This is a genomic window from Limnohabitans sp. T6-5 (assembly GCF_003063315.1).
Taxonomy (GTDB): Bacteria; Pseudomonadota; Gammaproteobacteria; order Burkholderiales; family Burkholderiaceae_C; genus Limnohabitans_A.
Genome location: NZ_NERV01000002.1, coordinates 1,066,014 through 1,078,186, shown reverse-complemented (window position 1 = coordinate 1,078,186; position 12,173 = coordinate 1,066,014). Strand labels below are relative to the sequence as shown.

General features: G+C 60.2%; 8 protein-coding genes and 2 pseudogenes. 9 read left to right on the top strand and 1 reads right to left on the bottom strand.

Features of this window, described 5'->3' with window-relative positions:
- Positions 1 to 52 precede the first annotated feature (52 nt).
- Positions 53 to 1,378: an efflux RND transporter periplasmic adaptor subunit gene (locus B9Z51_RS10910; protein WP_199227504.1), complete on the top strand. Its 1,326-nt coding sequence runs from the start codon at positions 53 to 55 to the stop codon at positions 1,376 to 1,378.
- A gap of 1 nt (position 1,379) precedes the next feature.
- The gene (locus B9Z51_RS10905) at positions 1,380 to 3,488 is read left to right on the top strand and encodes a site-2 protease family protein (protein WP_108374449.1); all 2,109 of its coding nucleotides are present in this window, start codon (positions 1,380 to 1,382) and stop codon (positions 3,486 to 3,488) included.
- Between the two features lie 20 nt (positions 3,489 to 3,508).
- Here the strand turns inward: B9Z51_RS10905 and B9Z51_RS10900 are convergent, their stop codons facing one another.
- On the bottom strand, positions 3,509 to 3,973 hold the full coding sequence (locus tag B9Z51_RS10900) for a YqaA family protein (protein ID WP_108374447.1): 465 nt from the start codon (positions 3,971 to 3,973) through the stop codon (positions 3,509 to 3,511).
- Between the two features lie 212 nt (positions 3,974 to 4,185).
- On the opposite strand from B9Z51_RS10900, the gene B9Z51_RS10895 reads away from it, so the two are divergent.
- The 7 genes and pseudogenes from B9Z51_RS10895 to B9Z51_RS18830 form a co-directional block, all read left to right on the top strand.
- Complete coding sequence (locus B9Z51_RS10895; RefSeq protein ID WP_158272872.1) at positions 4,186 to 6,360, top strand: TonB-dependent siderophore receptor; 2,175 nt, start codon at positions 4,186 to 4,188, stop codon at positions 6,358 to 6,360.
- A gap of 11 nt (positions 6,361 to 6,371) precedes the next feature.
- Positions 6,372 to 6,962: a YfiR family protein gene (locus B9Z51_RS10890; RefSeq protein WP_158272871.1), complete on the top strand. Its 591-nt coding sequence runs from the start codon at positions 6,372 to 6,374 to the stop codon at positions 6,960 to 6,962.
- Between the two features lie 12 nt (positions 6,963 to 6,974).
- The gene (locus B9Z51_RS10885; RefSeq protein ID WP_108374441.1) at positions 6,975 to 8,939 is read left to right on the top strand and encodes an ATP-binding protein; all 1,965 of its coding nucleotides are present in this window, start codon (positions 6,975 to 6,977) and stop codon (positions 8,937 to 8,939) included.
- A gap of 536 nt (positions 8,940 to 9,475) precedes the next feature.
- Positions 9,476 to 9,574, top strand: coding sequence for a K(+)-transporting ATPase subunit F (gene kdpF, locus B9Z51_RS10880; protein ID WP_108374439.1), 99 nt, complete (start codon positions 9,476 to 9,478; stop codon positions 9,572 to 9,574).
- Entirely contained in the window at positions 9,574 to 11,373 is a 1,800-nt protein-coding gene (gene kdpA, locus B9Z51_RS10875) for a potassium-transporting ATPase subunit KdpA (RefSeq protein ID WP_108374437.1), read from the top strand. Before kdpF ends, kdpA begins: the two co-directional genes overlap by 1 nt.
- A pseudogene (locus B9Z51_RS10870) lies at positions 11,370 to 11,966 on the top strand (potassium-transporting ATPase subunit B); the annotation flags it as partial. The gene kdpA and the pseudogene B9Z51_RS10870, both read left to right, overlap by 4 nt.
- Before the next feature lie 2 nt (positions 11,967 to 11,968).
- Positions 11,969 to 12,091: pseudogene (locus B9Z51_RS18830) on the top strand (winged helix-turn-helix domain-containing protein); the annotation flags it as partial.
- Positions 12,092 to 12,173: the final 82 nt, after the last annotated feature.

Sequence of the window (12,173 nt, the reverse complement as noted above, 5' to 3'; positions counted from 1 at the left end):
ATACCTTATGACTCAATCAAGCGGGCCGCCAGCGGCTTTGGACAATTCGCCCTTGTTGACCCTTTTCGATCTGGGCCAACAGGCCCGGCAGGCGCAGTCACTCGACGAACTGGCGTTTTTGCTGTGCAACACCACCCACGCCTTGCTGCCCTACCGGCAAGCGGTGTTGTGGCTGGGCGACGAGGGCGTGCGCGCCTTGTCGGGCGTCAGCCAGGTGGAGCAGCACACGCCCTACCTCGATTGGGTCAAGGCCTTGCTGGCCCAGCCATGGGCATTGCAGTTGGGTGTGCAGGCCTTGAGTGCGCACGACTTGCCAGTGGAGCAGCAGCCAAGCTGGGCCGAGTGGTGGCCACAAAACGCCCTCAGTTTGCCGCTGGATGTGGCGCCCGGTGCGCGTCTGTTGCTGGCCCGCGATGTGCAGTTTTCTGAAGCCGACCAGGCCAAGCTCATGGCCTGGCTGCAGGTCTGGCAGCACGCCTGGCATGCACTGGCCCGGCAGCAAAGGCCTGCGCTGGGCCAGCGTTTGCGCAACTGGCGCCGCCAATGGCACTTGGCCGGGCAAAAGCCCTGGTACAAGCGGCCGGGGGTCTGGCTGATGGCGCTGCTGCTGGGTTTGGTGTTTTTGCCGGTGCGCATGACGGTGCTGGCCCCCGGCGAGCTGGTGCCTGCCCAGCCTGTGGTGGTGCGCGCCCCGATTGAGGGGGTGATTGCCCGTTTCCATGTGCAGCCCAACCAGACCGTGCGCAGCGGTCAGCTGTTGTTCGAGTTTGACGAGGCCTTGCTGCAAAGCCGTGTGGCGGTGGCCCAGCAGACGCTGGAGACGGCGCAGGCGCAATTTCGCCAGACCCATCAACTGGCCCTGGATGACGCCAAGTACAAGGCCGAATTGGCGGCTGTGGCCGGTGCCATTCAGGAGCGACGCAGCGAGTTTGAGTTCCTCAAGTCCCAATTGCAGCGCACCCAGGTCAGCGCCAGCGGTGCGGGCATGGTCTTGCTGGACGACCCCCTGACCTGGGTGGGTAAGCCGGTGGCGGTGGGCGAGCAGATATTGCGCATCGCCCGCCCCAGCGACATCGAGGTTCAGGCCTGGCTGCCGCTCGACGATGTGGTCCAGCTGCCCGTGGGCTCGACGCTCACCTTGTTTTTGCAATCGAGCCCTTTGTCGCCCGTGCATGCCGAGCTGACGTACCTGTCGCACGAGGCCGTGCTGCGGCCCGATGCCACCTACGCTTACCGCTTGCGTGCGCGGCTGCTGGCGCCCACGCCCCACAGCGTGGGGCAAAAGGGCACGGCCCGCGTCAGTGGCGAATGGACGTTTCTGGGTTATTGGCTGCTGCGCAAGCCGCTGGCCTTGATCCGCACCAGTCTGGGGCTCTGACATGGCCTGGCCTTTGCTGCGCGAAGAGCTGGATGTGTTTGCAGGCCCCACGGGCTCGCAGGGGCAGCCCAGCTGGGTGCTGCATGACCCGGTGCGCCAACAATACTTTCAGATCGATTGGCTGACCTGGGAGGTTTTGTCGCGCTGGAGCTTGGGGCACACCGAAGCCATCGTGCACGCGGTGGCGCGGGACACGCCTTTGCAAATCGAGGCCAAGCACATCGAAGAGGTGATGACCTTCTTGTCCCAGCATGAACTGCTGCTGCCCACGGATGCCAAAGCCGCCGCCGAGATGGCCCAAAAAGTGGCCCGTACCCGCCAAAGCGTCTGGACTTGGCTGATTCACCACTATCTGTTTTTTCGCATTCCCTTGCTCAAGCCCGATGCCTGGCTGAGCCGTTGGGTGGGAGCGGTCGAGGTGTTTTTCTCCCGTCGCTTCATGGCCCTGACAGGGCTGGTGCTTTTGGTGGGTGTGTACCAGGTGATGCAGCAGTGGAGCTTGTTCAAAGCCACCTTGGTGGACACCTTCACCTGGCAAGGCTTGCTGTCATATGGCGTGGCCTTGTCGGTGGTCAAGGTCTTGCATGAACTGGGGCACGCCTTTGCCGCCAAACGCCAAGGCTGCCGTGTGCCGCGCATGGGGGTGGCGTTTTTGGTGATGTGGCCCATGGCCTACACCGATACCAACGAGGCCTGGCGTTTGCCCGGACGGCGTGCCCGTGTGCAGATTGCGGCGGCGGGCATCGTCACCGAGCTGGTGATTGCCTGCTGGGCGACGCTGGCCTGGGCTTTGTTGCCCGAAGGCGGTTTGCGCTCCAGTGCGTTTTTTGTGGCCACGCTCAGTTGGGTGGCCACGCTGGCCATCAATGCCAGCCCTTTCATGCGTTTTGATGGTTATTTCATCGCCATGGATGTGCTGAACCTGCCCAATTTGCATGCGCGCAGTTTTGCGCTGGCGCGCTGGCAGTTGCGTGAGTGGTTGTTCCAGCTGGGCGAGGCGCAGCCCGAGCGCATGACGCCACTTCGGCAGTGGGGCTTGGTGGCCTTTGCGTTTGCCGTGTGGGTTTACCGACTGGTGCTTTTCCTGGGCATCGCCTTGATGGTGTATCACCTGTTCACCAAGCTGCTGGGGGTGCTGCTGTTTGCCATCGAGATTTACTGGTTCATCTTCAGCCCGATCCGCTCTGAAATCCTGGCCTGGGTGCAGCGTGCAGCGGTCATTCGCCAGCGTCGGCGCAGTCTGTGGAGCGGCGCGGCGCTGCTGGCCCTGGGCGTGCTCATGGCGCTGCCCCTGCCCACTTTGATCACCGCGCATGCCATGCTGCGGCCCGGGCAATCGTGGCCTGTTTATGCGCCCGGCCCAGCGCAGCTGCAGGCATTGCCGCTGGCCGACGGCGCCCGGGTGGCCAAAGGCCAGCTGCTGGCCCGCATGAGCGAGCCGGAATTGTTGGCGCAATCCGATGTGGCCGAGGCCAAAAGTGCCCGCCTGAGCTGGCAAGCGGCCACGACCAGTTTGGCCTATGCCTCCAGCCAGCCCCTGAAGCTGGCGCGTGAGCAGTTTCAGATGTCACAAGCCGATGCACGCAGGCTGCAAGACCAGATGGCGCCCTATGCCCCGGTGGCCTCCTTTGCAGGCGTGTTCCGCTGGACGCAACCGGATCTGGCGGTGGGCCAATGGCTGGCGCGTCATGAGCAAATCGGCGTGTTGATCGCCGATGAGCCCTGGAAAGTCGAAACCTGGCTGGAGGAAGAGCAGGTCAAGCGCTTGCAGCCGGGCAACAAGGCGCATTTTTGGGCGCCCGGCCTGAGCCACCCTGTTGCGCTGACCATCACCTTGATCGACGCCGACGCCACCCGTCAGTTGCCCGATGGCCAGTTGACCGCGCCCATGGGCGGCCATGTGCTGGCGCGAGAACAAGGCGGCAAGTGGTTTCCCGAGCAGGCGGTCTACCGCGTGGTGCTGGCGCTGGATGAGGCCGATGCGGCACGCTTGCCTGCCCACCTGCCGGTGCAGCGCGGGCACCTGAGCGTGTCAGCGCAAGCCGAGTCTTTGCTCGGGCGTTATGTGCGCCGGGCTTTGTCGGTGGTGTTGCGGGAGTTTCAGCCTTGATTCGGTGGGATTCGCTGGGCTCAAAACACCCACAGCAGCAAGCTGGTCATGACCAGATAACGTCCGAATTTGCCAAGGGCCATGTACACCGTGCATGGCCACAGCGGCATGCGCAGCCAGCCTGCCACGGCGCACAGTGGGTCGCCCACGATGGGCAGCCAGGACAGCAGGCAGGCTTTGGGTCCGAGTTTTTCGAGCCAGATCAAAGCCCGTGCATGGCTGGAGGAGTGGCCCCAGCGGTTGACCACATGGCGCGACCCCCATCCCAGCCACCAGCTGACCACGCCGCCCAGGGTGTTGCCCACGGTGGCCACCACAATGGCGGGCCAAAACATGTCCGGGTTGAGTTTGATCAGGCCAAAGACGGCGGGCTCAGAGCCCAAAGGCAACAGGGTTGCCGAGATGAAGGCCACTACAAACACGCTGCTCAGGCCATATTGAGGCAGTGCCAGCCAGTGCAAAAGTTGGTTGAGCCAAAGTTCCATCCGGCTCAGTGTATCGCGATGATGGGGCGACGCCCGTGTGCTTCAAAGCATCAAAAATCACAATATACAAGAATGTGTTTTGAATTGTTTAAATTTATTAAATTACATGAATGATGAATTTATTTGTGGCATTAATGGGTAATAAATGTAAAATCTAATAGTTGATCTGGGATCAACAACGGGTTCAAAAGGGAGCTTTTTCGATGCGCAAAATGACAAGACAACACGGCCTGTGGCGTTGGTCACTTTTGGTTTGTGCCATTCATGCTTCGTGTGCTGCGGCAGCGAGCGGCAATGAGTTTTTGGAGATGTCATTGGAAGAGTTGGTCGATTACCGGCTCATGTCCATGTCCCGCAAAGAGCAGCGCGTGGCCGACATGGCGGCAGCGGCCTATGTGATTTCCGCCGAAGAAATCCGCCGCTCGGGGGCGCAGTCGATTCCCGAGGCCTTGCGCTTGGTGCCGGGTCTGAATGTGGCGCAAATTGCGCGCAACCGCTGGGCCGTCAGCTCGCGCGGTTTCAATGAACGTTTTTCCAGCAAGCTGCTGGTCCAGATCGATGGGCGCAGCGTGTATTCGCCATTGTTTTCGGGCGTGCTGTGGGAAACCCAGGACACCGTCATGGAGGACATCGAGCGCATCGAAGTCATCCGGGGGCCGGGCGCTGCCCTGTGGGGCACCAATGCCATGAACGGTGTGATCAACATCGTGACCCGCTCGGCAGCAGCCAGCCAGGGCAATAAGGTCAGCACCACCGTGGGCACGGGCGATCTGGCTTCGGTGTCCATGACCCATGGCGCCGCACTGGCACAGGGCGGGCATTACAAGGTGTACGGTAAAACCAGCACGATGGGCGGCTCGATGGAGCGCAACACCGGCGTGACGGGGCAGGATGCTGTTCAACAGCAACGTCTGGGTGTCCGGCTGGAGCCCCAGGTGGAGGGCGGTCAGTTGAGCCTGAAGGCCGAGGTCTACCAGGCCCGATCCAAGGATTTTTGGGGAACGCCTACAGTGCGCGCCTTCAGCGATGCGGCCACACCCTATGCACGCGATAGTCTCTTGTCTGAAGATGGCCATGGCGCCGCGGTGCAGGCGCGCTATGCCTGGCGTGGGGCGCAAGGTGCAGAGAATGTGCTGCAGACCTCGATTGACTATGACAAATCGATCCATGCCGGGGTTTGGGGCTCTGGCACCGGTGCCCTCCAACCTTTGGGGCAGGCCCCCAGCTACATGCAAATGGGCGGCACCAAAACAGACGTGGACGTGGACTTTCAGCAGCGACGCATCCTGGATGCGCACGACTTCATCTGGGGTCTGAACCTGCGCCACACCTCAGACAATCTGCTCTTGCCGGCTACCCCATATTTGTTGCTCGACGGCAAAAGCCAGCGCCTGAACTACAGCGCCTTTGTGCACGACGAGATCAGCCTGCTGCCCGAACGCTTCAAGCTGATTGTGGGCTCCAAGTTTGAAAAAGACGGTCTGACCGGCTTCAACATCCAGCCCAATGTGCGGGCGCTGTACACACCAGGGCAAAACGAAGCCTATTGGGGAGCGCTGTCGCGTTCGGTGCGCTCGTCACGGCGCACCGAGAGTCTGGCCACGCTGGACATCAGTGCGCAGGATGCGCATTTTGTCGACCCCAGAATTCCTGCGGGCATGCTGACCGCCGTCACGCAAGTCTCGCCAAAAGCCAACGCCACTTTGCAAGCCGAAGACGCAGTCAGCCTTGAAGGCGGCTGGCGCAAGCAGTTCTCGAATTTCCTGAGCGTGGACACCTCGCTGTTTGTGACCGACTACAGCCATTTGCGCGGTGCGCGTTTGCTCAGCAATCCGGTCACCGGTCTGGATCAAGCCAGGGGCTGCCCGGCTATCTACGGCCCGGGTGCATGCTATTTCACGCTGGCCGGCTACAACACCAACCTCGACAAAGCCCGCTCCTATGGCGGTGAGTTCTCTGTCGAATGGCACCCACGGGCCTGGTGGAAGCTGCAGGCGGCCTACAGCCACCTGCATGTCAAAGGTGTGCACACGGGCGATCGGCTGGGTGACACCCAGGTGGTGGCGTTTGAAAACAGTGCTCCACGGCACCAGTTGTCGCTGGACAACCATTTCAGTCTGGCGCACAACTTGAACCTGAATGTGCGTTTGCGCTACAACTCCGAGACCGCGCATTACACCCTCAACAGCCAGGAGCTGACCCGTCTGGCACCTTACACCGGCTTGGACATGCGGCTGGCCTGGCAGTTCAATCGCTACACCGAGCTGTCTTTGCAAGGGCGAAATCTGCTTCAGGACCGCCACACCGAATTCATCAACATCTTCCCCGTGACCAGAGCCTACGACGTGCAGCGCAGCGTGCTGGCTCAAGCGGTGGTTCGTTTTTGAAGGACATGACCATGACCTTTCAAAAACTTTCATTCATGGCTCAGCGTGTGTTCGGCCGAATGCAGCGGGCAAGTGCTGGGCACACCTTCCTTTTCTTGCTGGCCACCTGTTCGGTTGGCGCCGTGCAAGCGCAATCTTCAGGGCCATCTGCGGGCCAAACGGTCGACCGCATCAAGGCGGCCTACGTTTACAACTTCGCCAAATTTGTCGAGTTGCCCGGCAGCGACGACAAGTCCATCCGGGTGTGTCTGCTGGGCAAGGATGACCTGAACGGTTCCATGCAGAGTTTGAACCACCGCATGGCCCAGGGTCGTGAAATCCTCGTGCGCAAAGATGTGACACTGGACCAGCTCAAGGACTGCACCATGGCTTTTGTCGGCGAGGGCGATGCGCGGCTGCTGCCGGTCGTGGTTCGCCAACTGGGCAATGCACCGGTTTTGCTGGTCAGCGATGCCCGGCAGGCGACGGACCAGGGCGCACATTTGTCCTTGATTTTCAACGATGATCGGGTGGAGTTCGATGTGAACTTGCTTAACCTGCAAAAATCAAGCATCAAGGCCAGCAGTCAAATGCTCAAACTGGCCCGTGTCGTGATCCGATAGAAAGTCCGTGCCGTGCTGTTTCTGGCCCCATGGCGTCGTGAAAAGCTGCTGCATGCCCCCATGCGGGAGAAGCTTCAGCACATCCTGGCTTTGGGCATCTGGTGCGTGCTGATCCTGTTTTTTGTGGTGACCACGCTTTGGCAGGCCTCGCAAACTTTGCAGGCCACCCAGGCGGCCGCCAAAAGCCTGGCAGAGCTGGCGGCCGAAAGCAATGCGGCGGCGGTGCGCTTTGAGGATCGGGCTGGCGCGCAAAAGCAGCTGGAAATCTTCCGCCACATCAAAAACGTGGAAACGGTGGACATCTTTACCGATGCCACGGGTGATCAGGCTTTTGCGCACTACCCGGTGCGCGCCAGTGAGGTGACGGCATCAGTGGCGCTGATACCTCAGGGGCAGGAGTCCAAGCTCACGCTCAGCCGCTATGCGATCCGCCTGCCCATCGTGCAGGATGGAGAACACATCGGCATGGTGGTGGTGCAGACCCGTTTGAATGATTTTTGGTGGAACATTGCCATCACGCTGCTGGTGGCTGTGGGGGCGATGCTGCTGGCGTATGCGGTGGTGCGCCATTTCCTGGGTCACCTGATCGCCTTGGTCATTCATCCCATTTTGGATCTGGCCGAGGTGATGCGCCGTATCACCTCGGTGCACGACTACAGCCAGCGCGCCCAAAGGCAAAGCCAGGACGAGATTGGGGAGCTGGTGGCAGGCTTCAACTCCATGCTCGACCAGATCGAGCAAAAGGACAAAGCGTTGGGGCAATACAGCCAGCAGTTGGAGTCTGAGGTGCAGGCCCGTACGGCCGAGTTGTTGCTGGCCAAGGAACACGCTGATGCGGCCAACCAGGCCAAGAGCCAGTTCCTGGCCAATATGAGCCATGAAATCCGCACGCCGCTCAATGGTCTGATCGGGGTGTCAGAACTGCTGGGCTCCACACAGCCCACCGAACAGCAGAAAAAACTCATCAGCATGATCAGCTCGTCTTCGTCGACGCTGCTTTACCTGATCAACGACATCCTTGATTTTTCAAAAATCGAAGCGGGCATGCTGCACCTCGAGAAAGTGCCCTACAGCCCCGAGCATGCCGCGCGACAAGTATGTGCCTTGTTTGAGCCCCACGCGCAGGACAAGGGACTGAAGCTCGTCTTCGAGCCGCCCGCCGACGGCGTGCCTTTGATGATCCTGGGCGATCCGCACCGTTTTACCCAGATCGCCAGCAACTTGGTGTCCAACGCCGTCAAATTCACAGCGCAGGGCCAGGTGACCGTGAGCCTGAGCAACAGCACGCAGCCCGACGGCACGACCCGTGTGCGCTGCACGGTGCAGGACACGGGCATTGGCATCAGCGAAGACGAAACACGGCGGCTGTTCAGTGCGTTTTCTCAAGCCGATATTTCCATGGCCCGGCGCTATGGTGGCAGCGGCCTGGGACTGGTGATTTCGCGCCAACTGGCCGAACTCATGGGCGGTCAGGTGGGCTTTGACAGTCAGCCGGGCCAAGGTTCGCGCTTTTGGTTCGAGGTCTGCGGCCCCCGACTCAAAGACATGCCGCAAGAACCCGGCAACCGGCCCTCTGCGCTGCCGCAATCGCTGGACTGCAGTGTGCTGATTGCCGAAGACAACGACGTGAACCGGGAAATTCTGGTCACCATGCTCAAGACGGCCGGCTGCAGCGTCTTGCAAGCCCACAACGGCCTGGAGGCCGTGCAGATGAGTGCCACCTTGCCTTACGACATCATCTTGATGGACGTGCAAATGCCCGAGATGGACGGCATCACGGCGGCCAAAACCATCCGTGCGCGTGAGGTGGCTTTGGGCCATATGCGCAAACCCATCCTGGCCTTGACCGCCAATGCCTTGGCCGATGACAAAGCCAATTGCCTGGCTGCGGGCATGGACGATTACCTGACCAAACCGTTCATGCGCCGTCAGATTCTGGAGCTGATCGGCAAATGGTTGCGGACCTCGGGCGATTGAGCTCGGGGATTTCCTTGAGCACCCCCCGCTAATGTTTGGCTCGAGCAATGTGCCAACATGCCTCAGTGACATCGCTTTTTAGAAAATAGCAAAGAGTGCGTCGCCGTTGGATTGCCGGGCCATGATGACAGCGCTGGGAAAGTGAATTCACGCAGAATCCTTTGATGTGTCTGTCGCTGCATCACCGCCAACCCAGTTCGAAATTTCAACCTTGCGTGTTTTCACCATGCGCTTGAGGACTGCCCCTCTAGGGCACGCTCGCATGAGCATGGGCGCCTCCGGTCGATAGCCACAACGCAGAACTGCAACCCTCATCATTTCACAGTATCCATTGCGCATTTTTACGCTTCTTTTATATTGATTTGAGAATTCTCAACAACAGTTTTATATCGCCAAAACCATACTCGATTCACTTGTTTGAATAGGAGTTGCAGCATGGATGCGGTGTTTGTGGCGATGGCAGTGGGCCTGTGGTTGGCCTCGGTGTTGATGGTTCAGGGGCTGGCCAAATTGGACGTACCGCAAGGAGATCGTCCATGAACTTGCTGCATGTGTTGTATGGCGCAGGGGGGCTGTGTGCCATCCTGCTGCTGGCCTATTTGGTCTATGCGCTGTTTCGCGCCGAGGCGTTCTGATGACCAGCGCCGCTTGGGGTTTGCTTGCCCTCTTCCTGATGACCCTGCTCATTTGCGCTTGGCCGCTGGGCTTTTGGATCGTCCGCATAAGCACAGGTCGCCTCCCGCGCTGGATGCATGGCGTGGAAGCGCCTCTGTATCGGCTAGCAGGCACTGCACCCGAGCAATCCATGTACTGGACGCAATACAGCTTGGCGCTTCTGGCGTTCAATCTCCTGGGCGTTCTGGTGGTGTATGCCTTGCAGCGCCTTCAGGGCGTGTTGCCTCTGAACCCCATGGGCTTGGCCGCAGTATCTGCCGATTCGGCCTTCAACACAGCCGTTAGCTTTGTCTCCAATACCAACTGGCAGGGCTATGGCGGTGAGTCCACCATGGGTTACCTGACACAGATGCTGGCACTGGCAGTGCAGAACTTCTTTTCTGCCGCTACAGGCATTGCCGTGGTGTTTGCGCTGGTGCGCGGCTTTGCCGGGCGCTCAAGTGCCGTCATCGGTAACTTCTGGATCGACATCACGCGCATTACGCTGTGGTTGCTGCTGCCGCTGTCGATGGTCTTTGCGATCTTTTTGGTGAGCCAGGGCGTGATTCAGAACTTGGATGCCTACAAAGAAGTGATGACGGTGGAGGTGACGAAGTTCCAGCAGCCGAAAGTGGATGCTGCGGGCCAACCGGTGCTGGATGCCAAGGGCGTGGCTGTGCTGGAAGACGCGCAAACGAATAAGCAGACTTTACCCATGGGTCCAGTGGCCTCGCAGGAGGCGATCAAGATGCTGGGCACCAATGGTGGCGGGTTCTTCAATGCCAACTCGGCCCACCCGTATGAGAACCCCACGGCACTCAGCAACTTCCTGCAGATGCTGGCGATCTTCCTGATTCCGGCCGCACTGTGCTTCAGCTTTGGTATTGAGATGGGTGACAAGCGTCAGGCCTGGGCGTTGCTGGCGGCCATGACGTTGATGTTTGCTGTGGCGGTGATGACGCTCACATCGGCCGAGCAGGGTGGCACCCCCTTGCTGGCAGCACAGGACGTGGATCAGACGGTAAGCAGCCTGCAGGCCGGTGGCAATATGGAAGGCAAGGAGACGCGTTTTGGCATCAACGCCAGCAGCCTGTTTTCCGTCATCACCACCGCCGCCAGCTGCGGTGCTGTCAATGGCATGCACGACTCGCTCACCCCCCTGGGCGGCCTGGTGCCCCTTGTGATGATGCAACTTGGGGAGGTGGTGTTTGGCGGGGTGGGCAGTGGCTTGTATGGCATGTTGGTGTTTGCCATGCTGGCCGTGTTCATTGCCGGGCTGATGATTGGCCGCACGCCGGAATATCTGGGTAAGAAGATCGAATCGCATGAGATGAAACTGACCTCGGTGGCCATTCTGATGACGCCGATTTTGGTGCTGGTGGGCACCGCAATTGCGGTGATGGCCGAGGCCGGCCGGGCAGGTATGGCCAACCCGGGAGCGCATGGCTTTTCCGAGATCCTCTACGCCTTCAGCTCCGCCGCCAACAACAACGGTAGCGCCTTTGCGGGCCTGTCGGTCAATACACCTTTCTACAACGTGCTGCTGGCTGTGCTGATGTGGTTCGGCCGCTTTGGCGTGATCGTGCCGGTGCTGGCCATTGCTGGTGCCCTGGCCGCCAAGAAGCGCCTGCCGGTGACAGCAGGTACGTTGCCCACGCATGGGCCCCTGTTTGTTTTTCTGCTGATCGGCACGGTGCTGTTGGTGGGCCTGTTGAACTACGTGCCTGCTCTCGCGTTGGGACCGATAGTGGAGCATCTCATGCTGTGGAGTACGCAATGAAAACCTCTACCGCTTTGACCCTATTGGATCCGGCGCTGGTCGTGCCGGCCATCAAGGCGGCTTTCTTCAAGCTGAGCCCGATCGTTCAGTGGCGCAACCCGGTGATGTTTGTGGTCTACATCGGCAGCATTCTCACCACCCTGATGGGCTTGCAGGCCTTGCAAGGGCAGGGCGAGGCACCCGCCTGGTTCATCCTCAGCATTGCTGTCTGGCTCTGGTTTACCGTGCTGTTTTCCAACTTCGCCGATGCACTTGCAGAGGGCCGCAGCAAGGCTCAGGCGGCCTCCTTGCGCGGCCTCAAACAAAGTACTTGGGCGAAAAAAATAACCAACCCGAGCAGCTTGACATCGACAAAGCCAGTCGATCCCATGTCCCGTCTCCCTGCCTATCCATGGTTGCCTGAACGCGCAGAAAACTTGCGCAAGGGTGACGTGGTACTGGTCGAAGCCACCGAGATGATTCCGGTGGACGGCGAAGTCCTACAGGGCGTAGCCACGGTGGACGAGAGCGCTATTACGGGCGAATCTGCACCCGTGGTGCGTGAGTCCGGTGGCGATTTTGCTTCCGTCACCGGCGGTACCCGTGTGCTGTCGGTGCTGAGCAAAGCCATTACCTGCGCATCTACATGGGCCACCTGCGGCAAAAGCTGGAGCGTGACCCCGCCCAGCCCGAGCACCTGCTTACTGAGACGGGCGTGGGTTACCGGCTGATGCGGTAGAAAGGTGTCCTGCTGTTTCAGTGGGTGGGGGGGCGATGGTCGGCTCCCCCTTTGACGAGACAGTTACGGGAAAGCTGATGGT

Coding starts and splice junctions, on each gene's coding strand:
- B9Z51_RS10890 (WP_158272871.1), top strand. CDS start 6,372: ATGACCTTTCAAAAACTTTCATTCATGGCTCAGCGTGTGTTCGGCCGA.
- kdpA (WP_108374437.1), top strand. CDS start 9,574: ATGACCAGCGCCGCTTGGGGTTTGCTTGCCCTCTTCCTGATGACCCTG.
- B9Z51_RS10905 (WP_108374449.1), top strand. CDS start 1,380: ATGGCCTGGCCTTTGCTGCGCGAAGAGCTGGATGTGTTTGCAGGCCCC.
- kdpF (WP_108374439.1), top strand. CDS start 9,476: ATGAACTTGCTGCATGTGTTGTATGGCGCAGGGGGGCTGTGTGCCATC.
- B9Z51_RS10900 (WP_108374447.1), bottom strand. CDS start 3,973: ATGGAACTTTGGCTCAACCAACTTTTGCACTGGCTGGCACTGCCTCAA.
- B9Z51_RS10895 (WP_158272872.1), top strand. CDS start 4,186: ATGACAAGACAACACGGCCTGTGGCGTTGGTCACTTTTGGTTTGTGCC.